This window comes from Paracoccus aminovorans, from assembly GCF_001546115.1.
Lineage (GTDB): Bacteria > Pseudomonadota > Alphaproteobacteria > Rhodobacterales > Rhodobacteraceae > Paracoccus > Paracoccus aminovorans_B.
In genome coordinates this window covers 828,227-851,270 of sequence record NZ_KQ955209.1, presented here as the reverse complement: position 1 = coordinate 851,270, position 23,044 = coordinate 828,227, and the positions used below count along the sequence as shown (strand labels likewise).

General features: G+C 65.1%; 23 protein-coding genes. 7 read left to right on the top strand and 16 right to left on the bottom strand.

What is annotated here, in order from left to right; all coding sequences use genetic code 11:
* Positions 1–10: 10 nt before the first annotated feature.
* The 3 genes from ASV56_RS15845 to ASV56_RS15835 form a co-directional block, all read right to left on the bottom strand.
* Positions 11–1,006 (bottom strand): YeiH family protein, encoded by a 996-nt coding sequence (locus tag ASV56_RS15845; RefSeq protein WP_062562960.1) that lies wholly within the window; start codon positions 1,004–1,006, stop codon positions 11–13.
* A gap of 187 nt (positions 1,007–1,193) precedes the next feature.
* Entirely contained in the window at positions 1,194–2,375 is a 1,182-nt protein-coding gene (locus tag ASV56_RS15840; protein ID WP_062562959.1) for a UxaA family hydrolase, read from the bottom strand.
* A 3-nt stretch (positions 2,376–2,378) separates the two neighbouring features.
* Entirely contained in the window at positions 2,379–2,669 is a 291-nt protein-coding gene (locus ASV56_RS15835) for a UxaA family hydrolase (protein WP_062562958.1), read from the bottom strand.
* A gap of 142 nt (positions 2,670–2,811) precedes the next feature.
* Here ASV56_RS15835 and ASV56_RS15830 point away from each other — a divergent pair, with 142 nt between their 5' ends.
* Complete coding sequence (locus tag ASV56_RS15830; protein ID WP_062563348.1) at positions 2,812–3,513, top strand: GntR family transcriptional regulator; 702 nt, start codon at positions 2,812–2,814, stop codon at positions 3,511–3,513.
* 45 nt (positions 3,514–3,558) lie between these two features.
* Here ASV56_RS15830 and ASV56_RS15825 read toward each other — a convergent pair whose 3' ends face one another.
* The 5 genes from ASV56_RS15825 to ASV56_RS15805 all read right to left on the bottom strand — a co-directional run bounded on the left by ASV56_RS15825 (position 3,559) and on the right by ASV56_RS15805 (position 8,329).
* On the bottom strand, positions 3,559–4,584 hold the full coding sequence (locus tag ASV56_RS15825) for an ABC transporter substrate-binding protein (RefSeq protein WP_062562957.1): 1,026 nt from the start codon (positions 4,582–4,584) through the stop codon (positions 3,559–3,561).
* 46 nt (positions 4,585–4,630) lie between these two features.
* Positions 4,631–5,428, bottom strand: coding sequence for an ABC transporter ATP-binding protein (locus tag ASV56_RS15820; protein WP_062562956.1), 798 nt, complete (start codon positions 5,426–5,428; stop codon positions 4,631–4,633).
* Between the two features lie 18 nt (positions 5,429–5,446).
* Complete coding sequence (locus tag ASV56_RS15815; RefSeq protein ID WP_062562955.1) at positions 5,447–6,238, bottom strand: ABC transporter permease; 792 nt, start codon at positions 6,236–6,238, stop codon at positions 5,447–5,449.
* Entirely contained in the window at positions 6,235–6,867 is a 633-nt protein-coding gene (locus tag ASV56_RS15810; RefSeq protein ID WP_216635403.1) for an ABC transporter permease, read from the bottom strand. The genes ASV56_RS15815 and ASV56_RS15810 overlap by 4 nt, the downstream gene beginning before the upstream one ends.
* A gap of 343 nt (positions 6,868–7,210) precedes the next feature.
* Positions 7,211–8,329 (bottom strand): LacI family DNA-binding transcriptional regulator, encoded by a 1,119-nt coding sequence (locus ASV56_RS15805; RefSeq protein WP_253880078.1) that lies wholly within the window; start codon positions 8,327–8,329, stop codon positions 7,211–7,213.
* A gap of 105 nt (positions 8,330–8,434) precedes the next feature.
* Between ASV56_RS15805 and hisD the strand changes: the two genes are divergently transcribed.
* From hisD to ASV56_RS15790, 3 genes are read left to right on the top strand one after another with little or no spacing between them, the layout of a single operon-like run.
* Entirely contained in the window at positions 8,435–9,742 is a 1,308-nt protein-coding gene (gene hisD / locus ASV56_RS15800) for a histidinol dehydrogenase (RefSeq protein WP_062562952.1), read from the top strand.
* A gap of 1 nt (position 9,743) precedes the next feature.
* Positions 9,744–10,499, top strand: coding sequence for an SDR family NAD(P)-dependent oxidoreductase (locus ASV56_RS15795; RefSeq protein ID WP_082724874.1), 756 nt, complete (start codon positions 9,744–9,746; stop codon positions 10,497–10,499).
* Positions 10,496–11,473 carry a zinc-dependent alcohol dehydrogenase gene (locus ASV56_RS15790; RefSeq protein ID WP_062562950.1) on the top strand — a complete coding sequence of 326 codons (978 nt, stop codon included), beginning with the start codon at positions 10,496–10,498 and terminating at the stop codon, positions 11,471–11,473. Before ASV56_RS15795 ends, ASV56_RS15790 begins: the two co-directional genes overlap by 4 nt.
* Positions 11,474–11,520: 47 nt before the next feature.
* On the opposite strand, the gene ASV56_RS15785 is transcribed toward ASV56_RS15790, so the two are convergent.
* Together ASV56_RS15785 and ASV56_RS15780 are read right to left on the bottom strand one after the other, a co-directional pair.
* Positions 11,521–13,026, bottom strand: coding sequence for a tripartite tricarboxylate transporter permease (locus ASV56_RS15785; protein ID WP_216635402.1), 1,506 nt, complete (start codon positions 13,024–13,026; stop codon positions 11,521–11,523).
* Positions 13,026–13,583 carry a tripartite tricarboxylate transporter TctB family protein gene (locus tag ASV56_RS15780; protein ID WP_216635401.1) on the bottom strand — a complete coding sequence of 186 codons (558 nt, stop codon included), beginning with the start codon at positions 13,581–13,583 and terminating at the stop codon, positions 13,026–13,028. The genes ASV56_RS15785 and ASV56_RS15780 overlap by 1 nt, the downstream gene beginning before the upstream one ends.
* A gap of 271 nt (positions 13,584–13,854) precedes the next feature.
* On the opposite strand from ASV56_RS15780, the gene ASV56_RS15775 reads away from it, so the two are divergent.
* From ASV56_RS15775 to ASV56_RS15765, 3 genes are read left to right on the top strand one after another with little or no spacing between them, the layout of a single operon-like run.
* Positions 13,855–14,820 (top strand): tripartite tricarboxylate transporter substrate-binding protein, encoded by a 966-nt coding sequence (locus ASV56_RS15775; RefSeq protein ID WP_062562949.1) that lies wholly within the window; start codon positions 13,855–13,857, stop codon positions 14,818–14,820.
* A 55-nt stretch (positions 14,821–14,875) separates the two neighbouring features.
* A complete protein-coding gene (locus ASV56_RS15770) occupies positions 14,876–15,817 on the top strand; it encodes a hydroxyacid dehydrogenase (RefSeq protein ID WP_062562948.1) in 942 nt (313 codons plus the stop codon).
* A complete protein-coding gene (locus ASV56_RS15765; RefSeq protein ID WP_062562947.1) occupies positions 15,814–16,800 on the top strand; it encodes an Ldh family oxidoreductase in 987 nt (328 codons plus the stop codon). The genes ASV56_RS15770 and ASV56_RS15765 overlap by 4 nt, the downstream gene beginning before the upstream one ends.
* Positions 16,801–16,871: 71 nt before the next feature.
* On the opposite strand, the gene ASV56_RS15760 is transcribed toward ASV56_RS15765, so the two are convergent.
* The 6 genes from ASV56_RS15760 to ASV56_RS15735 form a co-directional block, all read right to left on the bottom strand.
* Positions 16,872–17,771 (bottom strand): NAD(P)-binding domain-containing protein, encoded by a 900-nt coding sequence (locus tag ASV56_RS15760; RefSeq protein ID WP_062562946.1) that lies wholly within the window; start codon positions 17,769–17,771, stop codon positions 16,872–16,874.
* Between the two features lie 77 nt (positions 17,772–17,848).
* Positions 17,849–18,907 (bottom strand): ABC transporter substrate-binding protein, encoded by a 1,059-nt coding sequence (locus ASV56_RS15755; RefSeq protein ID WP_062562945.1) that lies wholly within the window; start codon positions 18,905–18,907, stop codon positions 17,849–17,851.
* A 53-nt stretch (positions 18,908–18,960) separates the two neighbouring features.
* The gene (locus tag ASV56_RS15750) at positions 18,961–19,755 is read right to left on the bottom strand and encodes an ABC transporter ATP-binding protein (protein WP_062562944.1); all 795 of its coding nucleotides are present in this window, start codon (positions 19,753–19,755) and stop codon (positions 18,961–18,963) included.
* Positions 19,756–19,776: 21 nt separating this feature from the next.
* On the bottom strand, positions 19,777–20,544 hold the full coding sequence (locus tag ASV56_RS15745; protein ID WP_062562943.1) for an ABC transporter permease: 768 nt from the start codon (positions 20,542–20,544) through the stop codon (positions 19,777–19,779).
* Between the two features lie 2 nt (positions 20,545–20,546).
* Positions 20,547–21,437: an ABC transporter permease gene (locus tag ASV56_RS15740; RefSeq protein WP_216635400.1), complete on the bottom strand. Its 891-nt coding sequence runs from the start codon at positions 21,435–21,437 to the stop codon at positions 20,547–20,549.
* A 40-nt stretch (positions 21,438–21,477) separates the two neighbouring features.
* Positions 21,478–22,938, bottom strand: coding sequence for an NAD-dependent succinate-semialdehyde dehydrogenase (locus ASV56_RS15735; protein ID WP_062562941.1), 1,461 nt, complete (start codon positions 22,936–22,938; stop codon positions 21,478–21,480).
* Between the last annotated feature and the right edge of the window lie 106 nt (positions 22,939–23,044).

Here is a 23,044-nt window from a genome sequence, read left to right as displayed (position 1 = left end):
AAAAAACCTTTCAGCCGATCAATTGGACGCCGGTCAGGATGAAGCAGGCCAGGAAAACGGTCTCGACCACGACCAGGCCGATCGCGGAGCCGCCGACCTCCATCATGCGCACCAGCGATGTCTTGATTCCCACGGCAGCGATCGCCGCCAGCAGCGCCCACCGGCTGAGTTGCCCAGCCAGATCGGACATCCATGCCGGGATGAGGCCGAAGGAATTCAGCGCGGCCAGCACCAGGAACCAGATGACGAAGGACGGCAGCAATGGCGGCCTGGTTCCTCCCGGCGCGTCGGCATCCAGCTTGCCGGCGCGAATGGCGAGGGAAAAGGCCAGCACCACTGGGGCCAGCATCGAAACCCGGATCAGCTTGACCACGGTCGCCGTCTCGCCGACCTCGGGACTGACCGAGAAGCCCGCCCCGACCACCTGGGCCACGTCATGGATCGTGCCGCCGAGGAATACCCCCGATTCCAGCGGTGTAAAGCCGAACCAGGACAACAGCGGCGGATAGGCGATCATGGCTATGGTCGAAAGCACCGTCACCGCCATGACGGTAAAGGCCAAGTTGCGCTCGGACTTGTCGGTCTTGGGCAGAACCGCGGCAATGGCCATTGCGGCGGAGGCGCCGCAGATCGCCACCGCCCCGCCGGAAAGCAGCGCCATGCGCCAGCCCCTGCGGAAGAATCTGGCCGCGATCATGCCGAACAGGATCGTCGCGACAACGCCCGCAATCACCAGCAGGATCATCACTCCGCCCAATTCCGTCAGCATGTCGACCGAAATGCGCGCCCCGAGCAGCGCGACGCCCAGCCGCAGGACCGTGCGAGCGGAATATTCGATGCCCGCCTTGGTGCGCGTACCATCATCGGCCAGGAAATTCAGCGCCAGCCCCATCAACAATGCCAACAGCATGGCGGGCGCGCCGTAATGGTCGGACAGGAACTGCGCCGTAACCGCGACGAGGGCGGCAACGGCGATTCCGGGGAACAGATCGGATCCGATCTGCATCCGGAATCTTCCGCGACCGGACGATCGCGACTGGGCCGCTGTTTTTTCCATGGAAATCTGATCCGAATATGGATGCCAAGAGACGCAATCCGCCGCCCACACCGCCGTGGGCGGCATCGTCCGGCAAGGCACCTGCAGGGTCTCGCCAGCCCCGTCGCTGCCGGGGCTGGCCAGTGTGATCGGCTGATCAGGCGCTGCGATAGAGCTTGGTCATCGAGAATTCGCGATGACCCAAGGCCTCGGCCGCCGTCATGCGGCCGTTCGCGGTGCGCACGATCATCTCGATCAGCGCATCACCCGCCTGGTCGATGGTCATCTCGCGCGTCAGCACGCCGGTCACGTCGACATCGATATGCTCGGACATGGTGCGCAGGGTGCGCGGGTTGCCCGAGATCTTGATGACCGGCACGATGGGATTGCCGACCACGTTGCCTTGGCCGGTGGGGAAGGTGTGGATGACATAGCCGCCCGCCGCCATCAGCGTGACGCATTCCGCCGCCGCCGAGGAACTGTCCATGAAGTAGAGGCCCGGACCCTTCGACGGCGTTTCGGCCGGCCCCATCGCGTCGATATAGGTCGAGGTGCGACCGATCTTTTCCAGGTTGCCCAGCGCCTTTTCCTCGATGGTGGTCAGGCCGCCCAGGATGTTGCCCTTGGTCGGCTGGCTGTCCGAAAGGTCGTCGGTCTGGTGGGCGAAGATCACGTCGTCCGAATAGGCTTGCCAGATTTCCTTGAATTTCTTCGCAGCCTCGGGATTGGCCGCACGTTTTTCGCAGATATGCTCGGCGCCGGTGATCTCGGAGGTTTCGCCGAAACAGCCATAGATGCCCTGCGGCAGCAGCTTGTCATACATGTTGCCGACCGTCGGGCAGGACGACAGGCCGGTGGTCGTGTCGCTTTCGCCGCATTTGGTCGAGATCCACAGATCCGAGATCGGGCAGTCTTCCTTTTGCAGCTCGGACGCCCAGTGGACATATTCCTTGGCCTTCCAGCCCGCCTGGCGGATGGTCTCGAAATCGCCCTTCTGCTCGATCGAGAAGCCGGTGACGGGCTTGCCGGTCTTGGCGATGCCGTCGACGATGACCTTGGTCCATTCCGGCTCGATCCCGATCACCACCACCGCGGCGACGTTGGGGTTCGCGCCGGTGCCGATGATGGTGCGGAAATGCAGCTCCAGGTCCTCGCCGAACTGCAGGCGGCCATAGGCGTGCGGGATGACCAGCGTGCCCTTGACGTTATTGGCCACCGCCTCGCAAGCCGCGTTCGAGATGTCGTCGACCGGCAGGATCAACACGTGGTTGCGCACGCCGACGCGGCCATTTTCGCGGCGCCAAGCCTTGACGGTCGTATTGCTGAAATCAAGAGCCATGACTTACCACCGTTTCGTTTTGCAGTTGTGGGTATGGACGTGCCCGCCCACATCGGCGTCGCCGACCATCTTGCCGATGTCCTCGTGATATTTGATCACCGTATCGCCGGCCTTCAGCGCCTTCAGCGCCACCTTGTGACCGATGGGAATGTCGGCCTTGGCGGTCAGGCGAAAATCCGAATTGTCCGACGTCACCACGCACAGCATCTCGGTGCCGGCCTTCAGGTCCTCGACGACGACGACACCGACATTGTCCGCATGATCGTGGACAAGAAGTTGTGGAATGTTTCTCAAGTGCCCCTCCTCTGGATAGCAGCATCATCCTACTGCCCGAGTCTTATCATGTACATGAAATCTTATACAAGACTAATTCCATAATTCTTGTATAAGAGAGGCGGCGCATGATAGATGTCGGGAAATGTTGAAGGATCCCGACATGGCCGAGCCGCTCTATCAGAAGGTGATCGACCGAATCATCGCGCAGATCTCGTCCGGCGAGCTGCTGCCGGGCTCGATGCTGCCCAGCGAAATGCAGATTGCCGCCGAAATCGGCGTCTCGCAGGGGACTGCGCGCAAGTCTTTGATGATATTGGAGCAACATGGGATCGTTCGCCGCGAGCAGGGCCGCGGTACCTTCGTCACGGCCCGAACGCCAGAAAGTTCCCTGTTCAATTTCTTTCGGCTGCGGCAGCCGGACGGCCAGATGATTCGTCCCGAGTTGGTCAGCGAAAAGGTGACCAGCCGCCGCGCCCTGGCGCCAGAGCGCAAGGGGCTGGATGGCGAGCCCAAGGATGTCTACGAGATCCGCCGCGTCCGCAGCCTGCAAGGCATCCCAAGCGTTCTGGAGACGACCGTGGTTTCGGCCAGCCGCTTTGCCGGATTGGACCGGCGCGCGCCGTTGCCGAATACGCTCTATGTGCTTTACCAGCAGATCTATGGCTGCATCATCCTGCGGGCCGATGAATCGATCTCGGCGGTCGTCGCCGATGAGGAAGCCGCGGCGTCGCTGAATGTCGGTGCGGGAACGCCGCTTCTGTGCGTCGATCGCGTGGCGTTCGACATCATGGGCCTTCCTGTCGAGCGGCGGCGCAGCCTGTGCCGCACCGACAGCCTGACCTATCAGGTCTCGCTGACCTGACAGGCCGGGGCGCGTTGGCCGGAGATCATCCGGCCAACGCTTGCTTCAATCGGCATTCACGAAATCGACCAGTGCCTGACTGGCCTTCACGCCTTGCAAAAAGCCCGGGTCGATATAGCTTGCGGCTTCGGGCGCCTGCTGGATGGTGCCGACGGTCGTCATGAACTCGGCGATCCGGGTCATCCAGCCATCCACCTTGGATGCGCCATCGCCCCGCGCCATGAGGGCAAGCTGTTCGTCCAGCGTATAGGTCGGGCGCAGCTCGAACTCGGCGCTCGCACCGGCTTCCGAGATCTCGACCCCGCCCTCGGAATAGAAGTCCACCAGCATCTCCCTGGCCTCCTCCGGGTTGGCCTTGATCCAGCGGATGCTCTTGAGATAGACGGCAAGGAATTTCTGCACCGCTTCGGGATTATCGGAAGCGAAGTCCTCTCGCACCACCAGCGCACCGGGAACGATGGCATCGGCGTCCGCGCCGGAACACAGGTAATCGTATTCCGCGCGTTCCTGCAGCGTATAGGTGTTCGGCGCCCAGACGCCAGCGAAACGGCCATTGCCACTGATCACCGCCGAGATGATCTGCGCCTGGGCCAGGTTGACGAATTCGACCGAGGCCGGGTCGATGCCCCATTTCTGAAGGCAGGCGCGGGCGGTGAAATCGGCGGTCGAGTTGGTCGTGACCAGCAGGCTGTCGATCACGCCGGGATCCGCCTTCACCGCGTCGATATCGGCCTTGGCAGCCATGATCGCATTGGTGCGGGATTCGTCGTTGGTCAGGCCGATGGTCTTCAACCCAAAGCGGGATGCACCAAGGATCGCGGGGACCGAGCCGGTGCCGCCGACATCCCAGTCCTTCGCCTGCGCGGCGGCAATCTGCGGCGCACCCGCCGGGAAGGTGACGAATTCGGGCTCAAGCTCCACCTCGCTCCACCAGCCCTTTTCGGTTGCGACGTGGAAAGGCAGCGCCCAATAAAGCGATGGCTGATAGCTGACGCGGATCGCCTCGGCGCTGGCCGCGCCGCCTGCGAGCATCATGCCGAAAGCAAGGCCCGCGCAAATGCCGGTTCTCATGTTTTTCCTCCCAGGAACTTGTTTTCCGTTATCGATTGGTTCTTGTTCAGGCGATTTCCATCGCCTTTTCCTCGCGCAGGCTGCGCCAGATCTGGGTCCGCAGGTGGACGAAGCTTTCAAGATCCATCACGTCCTCGATCTTTTCGTGATCGTCCCAGCGCTCGGCCTCGCGGATCGTCCTGATGTCGATGATCTCCTTTACCCGTCCCGGCTGGCGGGCCATGATCGCCACGCGGTCGGCCAGATAGACGGCCTCTTCGACGGCATGGGTGATGAACATCACCGTGCGCGGATTGCGGCGGGCCAGACGCACCAGCTCCTCCTGCATGACCACGCGGGTCTGGGCGTCCAGCGCGCCGAAGGGTTCGTCCATCAGCAGAACCTCGGGATCCAGCACATAGGCCCGCGCGATGGAGACCCGCTGCTGCATGCCACCCGACAGTTGATGCGGGAAGGCATCGGCGTAGCCGGTCAGGTTCATCAGCGCCAGGATGCGGTCGATCCGCTCCTTGCGCTCGGCCTTCCGCACGCCCTTGTTGCGCAGGCCCAGCTCGATGTTCTCGCGCACCGTCTTCCAGGGCATCAGCGCGAACTGCTGGAACACCACGGCGCGGTCGGGGCCGGGTTTCGTGACCTTGACGCCGTCCACGCTGACCGTGCCCGAGGTCGGGCGGTCGAACCCGGCGACGAAGCGCAGGCAGGTCGTCTTGCCGCAGCCGGAGGGGCCGACGACCGCCATGAACTCCTTGTCGGCGATTTCCAGGTCGACGCCCTTCAGCGCCTCGAAGCCTCCTGGTTTGGTGCCATAGACGCGGCCGACATTGTCGAAGCGGATCGCTCCCATTCGTCCATTCCTTTCGAATTATGCTGAGAGACCACGGCGGCGCAGGATCGCTTCCTCGACCCGGCGCAGGACGACGTCGATGACAAGCCCGATGATGCCGATGCCGATCATTCCGGCCATGACCGTGGTGGTCGAGACGTTCCCCTGCCCCTGCACCATCATGTAGCCGATCCCGGTCGAGGCAACGATCAGCTCGGCCCCGACCAGCGATTGCCAGCCGAGCCCGGCCGAGATCCGCAACCCGGCGATGATAGAGGGCACGGCCGAGGGCAGCAGGATCTCGGTGATCATGCGGCGGTCTGGGGTTCCCAGCATGCGCCCGGCCTCGATCAGCCGGGGATCGGCGAATTTCGCTCCGCGATAGGCGTTGATCAGGCAGGGCGGGAAGGCGCCGGCGAAGATGATCATGATCGGCCCACCGATGCCCGTGCCGAACCACAGCGCAGCGAAGGGCACCCAGGCGATCGGCGCGATGAAGCGGACCGCGTCGAAGAGCGGCGTCACGATATCGTCGAGCAGCCGGAACCAGCCCATGAGCAGGCCAAGCGGGATGCCGATCAGCACCGCCAAGCCAAAGCCACCCGCAAAGCGCAGCATGCTGGCGCCGAGATGGTCGACCAGGGTGCCGCCGGCGAACCTGTGGTTCAGCAGATAGGCGAACCGCTCGACCACGGCGGCGGGCGACGGCAGGAACAGGCTGGGGATGAGCCCCGAAAGGCTCAGCAACGTCCAGACCGCCAGGAAGCCGCCGAACCCGACCAGCCCAAGCACGACGGTGTTGTTGGTGTCGAAGATCCGCATGCTGCTCATTCCCCTGCCTGCGAGGCGGTATTCCACGAAAGCGCGCGACGCTCCGCGACGCCAAGAGCCGCGGTCATCAGCCAGCCGCAAAGCGTCACCACGATCATCCCGACCAGAATCATGCCCGGATAAAGGTCCTGCTGCGCCGCATTCAAAACCCGGCCCAGCCCGGTCATCGCGCCGACCAGTTCGGCGGCGACCAGCGTGGTCCAGGATGCCTGCAAGGACAGCCGCAAGCCGGTAAAGATCATCGGGCTGGCGCCGGGCAGCAGGATCTCGCGCACGAAGGTCAGGAAGGGCGTGCCCAGCATCTGCGCCGCCTCTATCAGGGTCTTGTCGAGGTTGCGCACCCCCGCATAGGCGTTGATGACCGAGGGCACGAAGGCGGCGAACCAGATCACCAGGATCTTGGCCATGTCACCCAGGCCCAGCCACAGGATCGCCAAAGGGATCCAGGCCAGCGGCGGGATCGGGCGGATGATCAGGAAAACCGGGTTGATCACCGCCTCCGCCTTGCGGCTCCAGCCCATCCACAGACCCAGGGGAACCCCGGTGCAGATCGCGACCAGGAAGCCCAGCGTGACCAGCGTGACCGAGCGCAGGACATGGTCGATCAGCACCCCATTGGCATAGCCCACGCCGGTGATCTGACCGAAAGCCGTCCAGGTGTCCGCCGGTGAGGGGAACCGGCCCGGTGAGATCATTTGCGTCACCGAAGTCGCAACATACCAAAGGGCGAGGGCTGCGAATATGGTCGCGCCGCCCACCACTGCCTTGCGTGACATCCTCATCCTCCCTTAGTTATGTAAGCGGTTACATAGATGCTTGGGACAGTCAATCTTTTTCCGGAGAAGACCAGGCAAAAGTCATCCGAGACATGTAAACGCCGCATCTAGGCTGGAAAATTTATCTATGGATATGAATGGTCTGCGCTAGATGAGAGCCTTTGCACCGAAACGCCGCAAGCCTCTGCGCGAGACATCACACCTTAGCGAATCGCTTTCGCGCGGCCGGCGGGGCATGGGTGCCCCGCGCGACGATCTCGGTCGGCAAAAGAACGCTTTCGCCGCGCTTGCCCTCGATGAGCCGCTCCAGCAAGGCCGCCGCCTGCTCGCCCATCCCGGTATGCGGAACCCGCACCGTCGTCAGTTCGGGAAAGGTGATCGAGGCGATGTCGATGTCGTCGAAGCCGGTGATCGTCACATCCTTGGGCACATGCAACTCCATGCGATGCGCCGCACGCAAGGCACCTGCGGCAAGCACGTCGTTGCCGCAGATGACCGCGGTGATGCTGCGATCCGTCATCAACTCGGCAAAGGCCCTCGCCCCGCTTTCCAGGCCATAGGGCACCTCGGCCACATTGCGGAAGGCCAGCCCCTCTTGCGCCAGCAGATCACGGGCACCGTCCAGCCGCCCCCTTGCCCGGTCATTGCCCTGCGTGAGCCCCGAGATCATCGCGATGTTCCGATGGCCCAGATCCAGCACCATGCGCACCATCGCGGCCATGCCCGCCGCATTGTCGAAGCCCGCGTAGGAATGCGAATCGCCGCAGGCCCATGCCAGCACGTAAGGCACCTTGCGGATGGCCAGCCAGTCGTAGATCGCCGGATCGCGATCGAAACCGACCAGCAGCAACCCGTCCGCGCCCCGCGCGACCAGGGCCTCGATCTGCTGCTTTTCGCGTTCCGGATCATAGCCGCAAGAGGCGACCAGCAGCGCGAACTTTCCCGGCGGAAGCGAGCGTTCGAACGCACCGATCCCGTGCGCGAAGACCGCGTTTTCCAGCGTCGGGACCACCGCGCCGATAATGCCCGTCCGCCGCGACGCCAAGGCACGGGCACCGAAATTCGGGGAGTAGTTCAGGGCGCGAATCGCCTCCATGACCTTTGCCCGCGTCGCCGGCACCACGCGGTCAGGCGCGTTGAGACAGCGCGAAACGGTTGCGGTGGACACACCCGCAAGCGCCGCCACATCGTCCACCGTCGCATGCACCGTTTTCTCGCTCACAACCTGTCCTCGCTGGATCTGGGCATTGGCAGCCACTTTCGCAGCAAGCGAATAATTTGACCAGAACCGATGAGAAGGGCTTGCGTTGTCCAAATGAAAGCGCTTACATCACACCATGGCCAAGAGGAGAAAGCTTCGCAACCGGCTCGATCAGGGCCGTCGAAGCACCAGGCCGATCACGATAACCCGGAGAATTTCATGGCTCTGCACTATCTGAAGAAAGCGCCGAAGACCGCGACCACCGACGCCGGCGAGACCCGCGAGATCGTCCAGAAGATCCTTGGCGACATCGAGCACGGCGGCGAAGCGGCCGCGCGCAAATATGCGGTCGAGCTTGACAAATACGACGGCAATATCGTGCTGACCCGTGATGAGATCGAGGCCGCCAAGGCCAAGGTTCCGCAGAAGCTGCAGGACGACATCCGGTTCGCCCATGACAACGTCCGCCGCTTCGCCGAGGCGCAGCGCGATTCGTTGCAGGATTTCTCGCTGGAACTGATGCCGGGGCTGACGACAGGCCAGCGCACCATCCCCTGCCGGTCGGTCGGCTGCTATGTGCCGGGCGGGCGCTACAGCCATGTCGCCTCGGCGATCATGACGGTCACCACGGCGAAGGTGGCGGGCTGCCAGCATGTTACCGCCTGTTCGCCGCCGCGCCCGGGTGTCGGTATCAACCCCGCGATCATCTATACCGCCGATCTGTGCGGGGCGGATCGCATCCTGGCGCTCGGCGGCGTGCAGGGCATCGCCGCCATGGCCTTCGGCCTGTTCGACTGCCCGCCCGCCGACATCCTGGTCGGTCCCGGCAACCAGTTCGTGGCCGAGGCCAAGCGCATCCTGTTCGGCCGTGTCGGCATCGACATGTTCGCCGGCCCCACGGATAGCCTGATCCTCGCCGACGCCAGCGCCGATCCGATGGTGGTCGCGGCCGACCTGGTCGGCCAGGCCGAGCATGGCTACAACTCGCCCGTCTGGCTGGTCACCGATGACGAAAAGCTTGCGCAGACCGTGCTGAAGCTGGTGCCGGACCTGATCGCGGATCTACCCGAGGTGAACCGCATGAACGCCGAGGCGGCCTGGCGCGACTATGCCGAGGTGATCCTTTGCGCCGACCGCGAGGAAATGGCCGCGACCTCGGACAATTATGCGCCCGAGCACCTGACCGTGCAGGCCGCCGACCTGGATTGGTGGCTCAAGCGCCTGCAATGCTACGGTTCGCTTTTCCTGGGCGAGGAAACCACGGTCGCCTTCGGCGACAAGGCCTCGGGTCCGAACCACGTGCTGCCGACCTCGGGCGCGGCCCGCTATACCGGCGGGCTGTCGGTCCACAAATACATGAAGGTCGTGACCTGGCAGCGCGCGACCCGCGAAGGCGCCCGCCCCATCGCCGAGGCGACCGCGCGCATCTCGCGCCTCGAGGGGATGGAGGGGCACGCCCGGACCGCCGATATCCGGCTCAAGAAATACTTCCCGGAAGCCCGCTTCGACCTGAATGCCAGCGCCTGACATGGAGCAGGACCTGTTTTCCGTTGCAGGCCGGATCGCCTGCGTGACCGGCGCCAGCAGCGGGTTGGGGCGGCAGGCGGCCCTGACTCTGGCCCGCCGCGGCGCGCATGTCGTCGCCATTGCCCGGCGCGAGACCGAGCTTGCCGAACTGGCCCGGCAAGGCGAGGGGCATATCCAGCCCCTTGCCGCCGACCTGACCGACCGCGACAGTCTTGCCCAGCTTGCGCAGGACGCGGCATCGGTATTCGGCGCACCGGACATCCTGGTCAACGCGGCCGGGGTGAACACGCGCGAGCATGCCGACCGGGTGACACCGCAGGGCTGGGACCTGACGCTGGCGTTGAACCTGTCGACGCCCTTCTTCCTGGCACAGGCGCTGGTGCCTGCGATGAAGGAAAAGGGCTGGGGCCGGATCGTCAACTTCGCCTCGCTGCAATCCTGGCGCGCCTTTGCCGCGGGGATCGCCTATGGCGCTTCCAAGGGCGGCGTGGCGCAGATGACCCGCGCCATGGCCGAGGCCTGGTCGGGCTCGGGCATCACGGCCAACGCGCTTGGTCCCGGCTTCTTCCGAACGGAACTGACGGCGGCGGTCTTCGCGAACGAAGAACTGGCCGCGAAGAATGCGGCGCAAACCTGCATCGGCCGCAATGGCGAGCCTGCGGATATGGACGGGCCGCTGCTTTTCCTGTGCTCGGAGGCATCCGCCTATGTGACCGGGCAAATCCTGATGGTGGACGGAGGGTTTACCGCGAAATGAAGGCTCTGGTCTATACGGGGGAACGCACGCTGGAACTGCGCCAGATGCCGGACCCCATCCCGAAACCGGGCGAGGTTCTGGTGCGGGTCGATGCCGTCGGCATCTGCGGATCGGACATCCACGCCTATCTGGGCCATGACGAACGCCGCCCGGCACCGCTGATTCTTGGGCACGAGGTCGCGGGGACCATCGCCAGCGGCCCGCGCACCGGCCAGCGCGTCACTGTCAATCCGCTGGCGACATGCGGCATCTGCCCGGCCTGCCGCGAGGGGCGCGACAATCTCTGCCCCGACCGGCAGATCATCTCGATGCCGCCGCGCGAGGGAGGGTTCGCCGAGTTCATCACCTCGCCCGAACGCAACCTGATCGCCATTCCCGACACCGTTTCCGCGCCCGTCGCCTGCCTGGCCGAACCGCTGGCCTGCGGCTGGCACGCCGTCAAGCTGGGCAATCGCGTGCTGGGCGGTCCGGCGGCAAGGGTGCTCATCCTCGGAGGCGGCGCCATCGGTTTCGGTGCGGCGCTTGCGGCCCGCGCCCTCGGCAGCACGGACATCACCATTGTCGAGCCGAACGCGATCCGCCGCCGGCGTTTGACCGAGATCGACGATTTCCCCGTCGTCGAGCACGCGCCCTCGGGACACGCCCCCGACCTGTTGATCGACGCGGCCGGTTTCGCCACCACCCGCGAGGTTGCCTCCGAAACGGTGCGGCCCGGCGGTGTCATTCTTCACATCGGCCTTGGGCAGGCGACAAACGGGCTGAACATCCGGCGCATGACGCTGCAAGAGATCACCTTCATCGGCACCTATACCTATACCCAGGGTGATTTCGAGGAATGCGCCGCCGCGATCATCGACGGCCGTCTCGGGCGCTGCGATTGGACCGACATCCGCAGCCTGTCCGAAGGCGCCGCGGCATTCGCCGAGATCGTCGGCAATGCCATCGCTTCGCCCAAGGTCGTGCTGCTGCCATAGATGCAACTATCCGGAAGCCCGCCCTCCATGCGCGGGCTTCCCCAAGCTCAGTCGGCCTCGGCAAAGACCTCGTCCCGCTCGCGCCTGACGCTGGGCAACAGGGCAAGCACTAGCACGCCGGCCGAGATGAACAGCAGGACCGCGCTGATCGGGCTGGTGACGAAGACCGACGGATCGCCCCGCGACAGGACCAGCGCGCGGCGCAGGTTCTCCTCCATCAGCGAGCCGAGGACGAAGCCCAGCAGCAGGGGCGCCGGCTCGAACCCGACCTTGACCAGCACATAGCCGACATAGCCGAAGAAGCCGATGAACAGCACATCCGTGATCTGCGAGTTGATCGAATAGATGCCCACGCTGCAAAACACCAGGATGGTGGGATACATCAGCCGATAGGGCACTTTCAGCAGCCGCACCCAGACTCCGACCAGAGGCAGGTTGATCAGGAGCAACATAAGGTTGCCCAGCCACATCGAGGCGATCATGCCCCAGAACAGCTGCGGATGCGCGGTGATGACCTGCGGGCCGGGAACGATACCGAAAATGGTCATCGCGCCCACCATCAGCGCCATGACGGCGTTGGGCGGAATGCCGAGCGTCAGCATCGGGATGAAAGAGGTTTGCGCCCCCGCGTTATTGGCCGATTCCGGCCCGGCGACGCCCTCGATCGCACCCTTGCCGAAGCGCGAGGGATCCTTGGCCAGGCGCTTTTCCACCGCATAGCTGGCAAAGGGCCCCAGCACCGCACCATTGCCGGGCAACAGGCCAAGGATCGCGCCCAGGACCGTGCCGCGCATAATCGGCTTGGCGCTCTGCCCAAGCTCTTCGCGCCCCGGCAGCAGGCGGCCGATCCGCGCCCGGACCACGTCGCGCGCCTCGGTCACCTCCAGGTTGCGCAGGATCTCGGCGATGCCGAAGATGCCCATGGCAAGCACGGAAAAGTCGATCCCGTCGGCAATCGAGAACCAGCCCAGCGTCATGCGCGCCTCGCCCGTCTCGATATCGGTGCCGACGCAGGACAGCAGCACTCCCACCATCACCATGGCGATGGCGCGAATGACCGATCCGCTGGCAAGCACGACCGCAAGGACGAGGCCCATCAGCATCAGCGAGAAATACTCTGCCGGCCTGAACAGCATGGCCAGCTCAGTCAGGGGGCGCCCCAGCGCCGCGATGATCAAGGTGGCGACCGTTCCGGCGAAGAACGAGCCGATGGCCGCAATCCCCAGCGCGATGCCGGCCCGTCCGCGCCGCGCCATGGCGTGCCCGTCCAGCGTGGTGACGACGGCGGTCGCCTCGCCGGGAATATTGACCAGGATCGCTGTCGTCGAGCCACCGTATTGCGCGCCGTAATAGATGCCGGCCAGCATGATCAGCGCCCCCGCCGGGTCCAGCCCGAAGGTGATCGGCAGCAGCATGGCGATGGTCGCGATGGGCCCCACCCCCGGCAGCACCCCGATCAGGGTTCCGACCAGGCAGCCCAGCAGGCAGAGCCCCAGGTTTTGCAGCGACAGCGCGACCGCAAAGCCCAGCCCAAGATTCTGGATAAGCTCCATCAGGCGTTCCCTCCGCGCCGCAGCCGGACCAGGAACAGCGCCAGCGCCACGACCAGCAGCACGCCCGAAACCAGCAGCATCACCTGCCTCTGGTTCCAGCCGGGAAAATATTTCAGCCAGGACACGGGAAAGGCCGGCATCGGCAGGTTCAGAAGATAGCCGAACAGCAGGATGCAGAATGCGGTCAGCGCGGCGGCCAGGATCGCGAGGTCCAGCCAGTCGCGTTCCCGCTCGGCGAAGCCGGCGATCAGGACGGCCAGGGGTCCCGCCCCGACGATGCCGATGCCGGGCGTGGTGAACGACCCGATGGGAGTCGGCCTGATCGTCAATGCAAAGACGATCAGGGCCAGCATGATGATGCACGGCCCGCGCAGCGCGATTCGCGGGATGGGCTCGCCGCCGCGGAAGATGCCGGTGACGACCATCCCGGTTCCGATCACGGCGATCAGCCAAGCCATGCCGCGCGGCATCCCGCCCGGCCCCATCGCGCGCAACGTGCCGCTGGACAGGTCGCCCATGGCCAGCAATGCGCCGCCGGCAAGCCCGAGCAGGCACAAGCCGCCGATAAAATTCTGATTCAGCAGCCTGCTCCCGCCATTTCCGGCGGGGCTCAGCGTCTCCGGCTGTATTGGCTGAACTGGGTCTTGAGACATTCTTGTTCTCCTCCCTGAAGCGTGATCCGGGGCGATGCGCCGCCCTCCACTGCTGACGCATCGCCCGTTCGATCATCTGTAGTTTTATATAAGAGATATGATATAAGAGCAAGGCGACATACACGCGTCGCTGCCCCCGGGGGAAGAGCGGCGCAACAACAAGGGAGGAGTATTCATGCAGTATTTTCTGCGAGTCATCGCCACGGCCGCCGCGACGCTGACAGCGGGAATCGCGACGGCGCAAGACTATCCGGAGCGTCCCGTCAACCTGGTCGTGCCCTTTGCCGCGGGGGGTCCCAGCGACGCCATCGCGCGCCTTGTCGGCCAGTCGATGTCGGGGACGCTGGGCCAGCAACTCGTGGTCGAAAGCGTGGGCGGTGCCGGCGGCACGCTGGGCGCGGCCCGTGTAGCCCGCTCCGACCCGGACGGCTATACGCTGCTGATCGCGCATGTCTCGCTGGCGGCAGGGGCCACGCTTTACCCCAACCTGACCTATGACACCGCGACGGCTTTCGCGCCGATCGGGCTGATCAATCAGGGGCCGATGGTGCTGCTGACCCGCAAGGATTTCGACGCCCCGGACGCCGCCACGCTGATCCAGAAGATGAAGGAAAGCGGCGAGGAAATCTCCGTCGGCCATGCCGGCGTCGGCTCGAACTCGCATCTCTGCGCGGTGCTGCTGCAAAAAGCGATGGACACCAAGTTCACGCTGGCGGCCTACCAGGGCACCGGCCCGGCCATGAACGACCTGATGGCCGGCGCCATTGATGTGATGTGCGACCAGTCCACCACCTCGATTCCGCAGCTCGAAGGCGGCACGGTCAAGGGCCATGCCGTCACCTCGGCCGACCGGATGGAGGCACTGAAGGATCTGCCCACCTTGCAGGAACTGGGGCTGGACGGGTTCGACTTCACCATCTGGCATGGGCTTTACGCCCCCGTCGGCACGCCGCCCCAAGTCGTCGACAAGCTGAACGCGGCGTTGCAGGTCGCGCTGGATGACCAGAAGATCCTGGACCGCTTTGCCGCCGTGGGCACCTCGACCTTCCCCGCGGACCAGCGAAGCCCCGCCGCCCACGACGCCAAGTTCCAGGCCGAGATCAAGACCTGGCAGCAAGCCCTGGGCGGAAAAGCCGAGTGATGCGACCGGGCGGCGCAGGCCGCCCGACATCCCATGCAGCTGTGAAAGAGCCAAGATGATAATCATTACCGAATTCATGGACGAGGTCGCCGTCCGCGAAGGGCTTGCCGGGCGCGAGGTGGTGTATGATCCCTCGCTGGTCGACAGGCCCGAGGCGCTGGCGCCCCTTCTGGCCGACGCCCGCGCGTTGATCGTGCGCAACCGCACGCAGGTCCGCCCGGCCCTGCTGGACATGGCCCCGAACCTGCGTGTCGTCGGCCGTCTCGGCGTCGGCCTGGACAATATCGACATGGAGGCTTGCAAGGCACGCGGCATCGCGGTCTGTCCCGCCATGGGGGCGAACGACGATTCGGTGGCGGAATATGTCATCGGCACCGCCATGCTGCTGTTGCGCGGAGCCTATCGCGCGAATGCCGATCTGGTCGCCGGGGCATGGCCGCGCAACCGCCTGACCGGGCGCGAGATCTCGGGCAAGGTGCTGGGCCTGATCGGCTTTGGCAGCATCGCGCGGGCGGCCGCCCGGCGCGCGGTGGCGCTTGGCATGAAGGTCGCGGCCTATGATCCCTTCCTGGCACCCGACAGCCCGGCCTGGGCCCAATCCTGGGGCAAGGTCACGCCGATGTTGCTGGACGAGTTGCTGGCCGGTTCGGACGTCATCTCGCTGCACGTGCCGCTGACCGCCGACACCCGCCGGATGATCGACGCGGCCGCCATCGCCCGCATGCGCGACGATGCGATCCTGATCAATGCGGCACGCGGCGGCGTGGTGGACGAAGCTGCCGTCGTCGCTGCGCTGAAAGCCGGCACGCTGGGCGGTGCCGCGCTGGACGTGTTCGAGACCGAGCCGCTGGACGCCGCGGCGGGCGCCGCCTTCGCCGATGTGCCCAACCTGGTGCTGACCCCGCATATCGCCGGGGTGACTGTGGAATCGAACGACCGCGTGTCCTGGCTGACGGTCAGGAACGTCCTGGACCATCTGGAGCGCGAACAGGCATGACGAAAGCATCCATCACACAGGCGCAGGCCGCTGTCGCCGCCGCCCTCCGGGACGAGGGCATCGCCGAGCCATCGGCGCGGGCCGTGGCGCGGGCCCTGGTCGGGGCCGAGGCCGACGGGCTGAAAGGCCACGGGCTGTCGCGCTTGCCGAGCTACTTGTCGCAGGTGCGCAGCGGCAAGATCGACCCCGTTGCCGTTCCGGTGGCCAAGCGCGTCGCACCCGCGGTCCTGCGCATCGACGCCGCGCATGGCTTTGCCTATCCGGCGCTCGACCTGGCGGTCGAGCAGCTTCCCGCCATCGCGCGGGAAATGGGCATCGCCGCCGCCTCGATCCATCGGTCGCACCATTGCGGCGCAGTGGGTCTCGTGGTCGAGCGGCTGGCCGAACAAGGGCTGGCCGCCCTGCTGTTCGCCAATACGCCCGCGGCCATCGCGCCCTGGGGTGGCACCGCCGCGCTGTTCGGCACCAATCCCATCGCCTTCGCCTGCCCGCGCCCGCAGGGCGCGCCGATCGTCATCGACATGTCGCTGTCCAAGGTCGCGCGCGGCAACATCATGGCAGCCAAGCAAAAGGGCACGCCGATCCCCGAGGGCTGGGCGCTCGATGCCGAGGGCAGGCCGACCACCGATCCGGTGGCGGCACTGGCGGGGACCATGTTGCCGCTCGGCGACGCCAAGGGCACGGCGCTGGCGCTGATGGTCGAACTGCTGGCCGCCGGGCTGACCGGCGCGCAATACGCCGCCGATGCCTCGTCCTTCCTGGACGACCAGGGCGGGCCGCCGGCGACGGGGCAGTTGCTCATCGCCCTAGATCCCCGGATCCTGGGCGGTCCCGGCACGCTGAGCCATGTCGAGCATCTGGCCGCCGCCATCGAGGCGCAGCAAAATGCCCGCATCCCCGGCTCGCGCCGCATCGCCCAGCGCCAGAAGGCTGTGACAGAAGGCATCGACCTGCCCGAGGCGCTGCTTTCGCACATCGCGTAATTCCAGGCGCAATGCAAAAGCACCGCGGCATCCCAGGACGCCGCGGTGCTTGTCACAGTTCCAGCCGCGACCTAGCCGCCGAAAGACCTGCCGGGCAGCGCGGCCTTGAGCCGCAAGGTTTCGAGAACTGCCGACCAGTCATTCGGCCCGAACCCGTCCGCCCGCGACATCGCATAGACCTGCGATGCCGCCGCGCCGACCCCCAGCGGGACGTTGAGGCCGGCAGCATAGGCAAGGGCGAGGTTCAGGTCCTTGGACGCCAGCGCCAGGCCGAACTCGGGCGAGATGTCGCCGCTGAAGATCTTGCGGTCATAGGCGCCGGTCAGGAAGCCCTTGCCCGCCGTGGTCCCGGCCAGCACCTTGACCGTGCGCATGACATCCAGCCCCGCCGCTTCTGCAAAGACCAGCGCTTCGGCAGTCAGCGTGTTCAGCGCGGTGGACATGTAGTTGTTGACCAGCTTCGTCCGGGTTCCCGCCCCGCTCGCGCCGCAATGGATGGTTTCGCGGCCCACGGCGTCAAAGACCGGCTGCGCCGCCTCGACGTCCTGCGCTGCGCCGCCGGCCAGGATCAGCAATTGCCCGCGCTCGGCAAATTCCGATGTGCCGCCGACCGGCGCGTCGACCATGCGGATGCCCATCTCCGCAAGGCGCGCGGCAATCCGATCCGTCGCATCCGGCGCAATGGTGCTCATGTCGATATAGAGCGTGCCCTTCGACATGGCGCGCGCCACGCCGGGCGCGCCGAACAGGGTTTCCTCGACATCGGGGCCGTTCGGCAGCATCGTCACGACGAAATCGCGATTGCCGGCCGCCTCTGCCGCGCTCGCTGCCGCATGTCCGCCATGCTCGGCGATGCTCTTGACCGCCGCCGGGTTGATGTCGAAAACCCATACCTCGTGCCCGGCCTCGAGAAGCTTGCGCGACATGGCATGTCCCATGCGCCCAAGGCCGATGAATCCGATGCTGGCCATTCCTTCCTCCTTCTGGTCGGACCGTCACCGGCACGGCGGCAAACGGTCCCTTGTTATGATGCGGCCCGCAGATCGGCCTATTTCTGGTTGAACTCGGTCGCAAAGGCCCGCAGCTTTTCATCACCGGCCACGGCCCGCAGGAACCGGTCGGTAACATAGACCTGGCTGTTCGGCAGTTCCGAGATCGTGCCGACGGTTTTCAGGAACGCGCCGATCTCGTTCGTCCACCCCTCGACCTCGGAGGCACCATCTGAGCGCGCCATAAGGCCCAGTTGCTCATCCAGGAGGAAAACGGGGCGAAGCGCGAACTCCTTGTCCATCGCCTCTGGCGTCACCTCGAGCCCGCCGCTCTTGTAGAATTCCATCGCGAGCGTCTTGGCCTCGTCGGGATGCGCCTTGGCCCATGACCAACCCCGCAGATAGACGGCAAGGAACCGGTCGATCTTGTCGGGCGCGGCCTCGGCATAGCTCTTGGTTGCGACCAAAAGGCTGGGCACCATCGCTCCGGCATCCGCGCCGCTGCACAGGAGCTTGGCCTGAACCTTGTCCTCGAGCGTATAGAGATTGGGCGCCCAGACCCCGGCGGCCGTGCCATTTCCCGACGACATCGCCGTGATGATCTGCGCTTGCCCAAGATTGACGAACCGGACATCGCCAAAATTCACGCCGAACTTCTCGAGGCATTTCCGGGCGGTGAAATCGACGGTGGAGTTGGTCGTCAGCAGGATCTGCTGGCCTTTGATCCGCGTCGGATCGGCGATGATGGCATCCGCACCGGCTCCCGCGACGACCAGCGCATTCGTCCTGGATTCGTCATTCGCAATGCCAATGGTCTCGATATCGAACCGCGAGGCGCCCAGGACCGCGGGAACCGCGCCGGTGATGCCCACGTCCCATGAGCCCGACGATCCCGCCGCGATCTGCGGCGCGCCGGCAGGGAAGGTGACGAACTCGGGCTCCAGCCCGACCTCGCCCCACCAGCCGTTCTGCGACGCGAAATAAAGCGGCAGCGCCCAATACATCGCCGGCTGATAGCTGACGGTGATCTTGTCCGCCGCCAGGGACGCGCCGGGCAAGGACGCAACAAGGCCAAAAGCCAATACGGCCGCGGCCGCCAGGCCAGATTTCCGAGACATTCCTTCCTCCCGTGATATGCCAGCCGGCCGAAACCGGCGCCTGATATGCGGTTCTAGTTGGCCGCAATCTTTTCTTCCCGAAGCGACTTCCAGATCTGTGTGCGCAGATGGACAAAGGACTCGGTGTCCATGACATCCTCGATCCGTTCGAGATCGTCCCATTTCTCGCCTGTGCGGACGGACTTCACGTCGATGACTTCCTTGATCCGGCCCGGCCGCCGCGTCATGACCGCCACGCGGTCGGCCAGATAGACGGCCTCCTCCACGCCATGCGTGATGAACAGGACCGTGCGGGGCTGCACCCGCGCCAGGCGCACCAGCTCCTCCTGCATGACGACGCGGGTCTGCGCATCCAGCGCCCCGAACGGCTCGTCCATCAGTAGCACCGCGGGGTCGAGAACATAGGCCCGGGCAATCGCCACCCGCTGCTGCATCCCGCCTGAGAGCTGATGCGGAAAGGCGGAGGCGTGGCTTTCCAGCCCCATCAGCGCCAGCGCGCCTTGCACCAGATCCCTGCGTTCACCTTTCGGGACATTCTTGTTGCGCAGGCCGAACTCGATGTTCTCCTCGACGGTCTTCCAAGGGAAAAGCGCGAACTGCTGGAAAACGACCGCCCTATCCGGCCCGGGAGCGACGACATCCTTGCCATTGACCAGCACACGGCCGGAGGTGACGCTTTCAAATCCCGCCACCATGCGCAAGCAGGTCGTCTTGCCGCAGCCCGAAGGACCGACGATGGCGACGAACTCCTTGTCGGCGACATCCAGCGTGACGCCTTCCAGCGCCAGAAAGGCACCGGGGCCGTTTCCGTAGGTCTTTCCGCTGTTCTCGAAACGAATGGAACCCATTTTATCCTCCTGCCGAGCCATTTATCTGTTGCGCGTCACGGCGCGCTCGAACCGCCGAAGCAGAATATCGATCAGCAGGCCGACGACGCCGATGGCGACCATCCCGGCGACCACGGTTGATGTCGCAACGTTCGCCTGCGCCTGGACCATCATGAAGCCGACGCCGGTCGAAGCGACGATGAGCTCGGCACCGATCAACGACTGCCAGCCCAGCCCCGCCGAGATGCGCAGCCCCGCGATGATCGAGGGGATGGCGGCCGGCATGATCACCTGGGTAATCATCCGGATATTGCTGGTTCCCAGCATCCGCGCGGCCTCGATCAGCCTGACATCGACGTGCCTGGCCCCTTGATAGGCGTTGATGACGCAGGGCGGAAACGCACCCGCAAAGATGATCATGATCGGCCCGCCGACGCCGGTGCCGAACCACAGCGCGGCAAAAGGCACCCAGGCGATAGGCGCGATGAAGCGCAAGCCGTCCAGCAAGGGAGTCGCCAGCGCATCCAGCGTCGGGAACCAGCCCATCATCAGGCCCAGCGGCACCCCGATCAGCGCCGCCAGCAGGAAGCCGCCGAAGAAGCGTCCGAAGCTGTAAGACAGATGCGTGGGTAAGGTGGCCCCGGCAAACGGGTCCCCGATCAACGTGACGATGCGCTCCAGCACCGCGACCGGATTGGGCAGGAACTGCTCAGATACCAGACCGGTGGCCGGAAGCAGAAACCAGATCGTGCAAAATAACAGCAGGCTGAGCGTCGCCAGCAGCAAGGATCGTCCGGTCGTCAAAGCCATGTTCAGCTCCTTCCCTGCGGCCAGCGCGCCAGCATCCTGCGCTCGACGACGGCCAGTGCCCATGTGGTCGACCAGCCAAGCACGCCGACCGTCAGCATTCCTACCAGGATCATGGACGGGTAGATGTCCTGCTGGGCGACGTTCAGGACGAAGCCCACCCCGGTCAAAGCCCCAACCATCTCGGCCGCGACAAGCGTGGTCCATGCCGCCTGAAGCGACAGCCTGAGACCCGTGAAGATCAACGGCAGCGCGCCGGGAACGATCACCTCGCCGATCATCCTGCCCCTCGGGGTGCCAAGCATCCGTGCCGCCGCAATCAGCGATTTGTCGATGCCGCGCACGCCGGTATAGGAGTTGATGACGGAGGGCACGAAGGCGGCGAGCCAGATCACCATCACCTTGGCGGCACTTCCCAGCCCCAGCCACAGGATCGCCAGGGGAATCCAGGCCAGCGGCGGAATCGGACGCATCAGCGAAAAGATCGGATTGATGACCGCTTCAGCCGTTCGGCTGGATCCCATGAGCAGCCCAAGCGGAACGCCGGTCAGGAACGCGCAGGCAAAACCGATCACGACAAGGCGCAGGCTGTTCCAGACATGCCCGACCAGCGTTCCCCCGGCATAGCCGGCAAACAGGCTTTGCCGCAGCGACGACCAGAACTCCTGCGGCGTGGGAAACCGTCCGGCGGGCGCCAGCTGGAACCAGCTCGTCGCAGCGAACCAGATCAGCAGGACCGCGGCGACCGAGAGCGCGCTGATGACCGGCGGCCGCGCCAGCATCTTGCGCCACTTGCTCCTGCCCGGCAGCTTACGCCCGGCCACGGACGCGGAAACGGCTTTCTCATCTGTTCGCTGATTCCTGTCCAAGCCGACCGCGCTTGCTTCGGTAGCCATGCGTCTTACCCCCTCCCTTGAAGAGTGCCCGTGCCCGGGTTCAGGCTGAAAGCCCGCCCATGCAGCGATATTTGATGTCGAGATATTCCTCGATGCCGTAGCGCGATCCCTCGCGGCCGAAGCCCGATTCCTTGACGCCGCCAAAAGGCGCGACCTCGTTCGAGATGGCCACCTCGTTGATGCCGACCATGCCGTATTGCAGCGCATCAGACACACGCCAGGCCCGCGCCAGATCGCGGGTATAAAGATAGGACGCTAGCCCATAGGGCGTGTCATTGGCCTGCGCCACGACCTCGGTCTCGTCGTCAAAGACCAGCAGGGGCGCGATGGGACCAAAGATCTCGTCCCGCGCCACATCCATCGACGGGGTCACGCCGCCCAGCACGGTCGGCGGGTAAAAGGCGCTGTCCGGTTTCGGCGCGCCACCGGTCAGCAGTTCGGCGCCCTGCTCCAGCGCACGGGCGACGATCCGGCCCATGTCCTGCGCGGCATCGGCGTTGATCAGCGGCCCGATCTCGACTCCTGGCTGATCCCCCGCACCGATTTTCAGCGCCCGGACCCGCTGCACGAACGCTTCGGCAAATTGTTCGAAAATGCCCCGCTGCACGAAGATACGGTTGGCGCAGACGCAGGTCTGGCCGGCATTGCGGAACTTCAGCGCCATCAGGCCGTCCAGCGCCGCCTCGATATCGGCGTCGTCAAAGACGATGATCGGCGCGTTGCCACCCAGTTCCATCGACATGCGCTTCACGGTGTCAGCGCATTGCCGGATCAGATCCTTGCCCACGGCGGTCGAGCCGGTGAAAGACAGCTTGCGCACCACCGGGCTGTCGGTCAAGACCTTGACGATCTCGCGCGACTTGCCGGTCAGCACGCTGAGCACGCCCGGTGGCATCCCCGCCTCTTCCGCCAGTTCGGCCAGGGCCAGCGCGATGAAGGGCGTACGCTCGGCCGGCTTGACCAGCATGGTGCAGCCGGCCGCCAGTGCCGGAGCCAGCTTGCGCGTCACCATCGAGGCCGGGAAATTCCACGGTGTGATCGCACAGGTCACGCCCACGGGTTGCTTCGTCACGATGGTCTGGCGACCGCCGACCGGCGACGGAATGACGTCACCGTAAACCCGCCTGCCTTCTTCGGCGAACCATTCCACATAGGCCGCGCTGATGTCGATTTCGGCGCGGGATTCAGCCAGCGGCTTGCCCTGCTCAAGCGTCAGGATCTGCGCCAACGCCTCGCGTTCGCGCAGGATCAGGGCGTGCCAACGCCTTAACACCTGCGCCCGCTGCGCGGCGGTGCGGGCCGACCAGTCGACGAAGGCCGTCGCGGCGACCTCGATGGCCAAGGCGGTGTCCTCTTGCGTCAGCCGCGGCACCTCCCCAATATGCGCCCCTGTCGCGGGACAGGTGACCGCGATGCTTGCCCCGTCCGACGAGCCACGCCACGCACCCGCGAAATAGGCATGTTCCCTCAACGCACGGGTTGGTCGAAAAGCGACTCCCATCGGTCCCTCCTGCTGGCTGCCGTAAAAGCTTGCGTCCCCGGAACGATGTGAACCGAAAGACCTGCTAAATCAAATAAATTATTCTTGCAAAAATCGTAAGATAAAT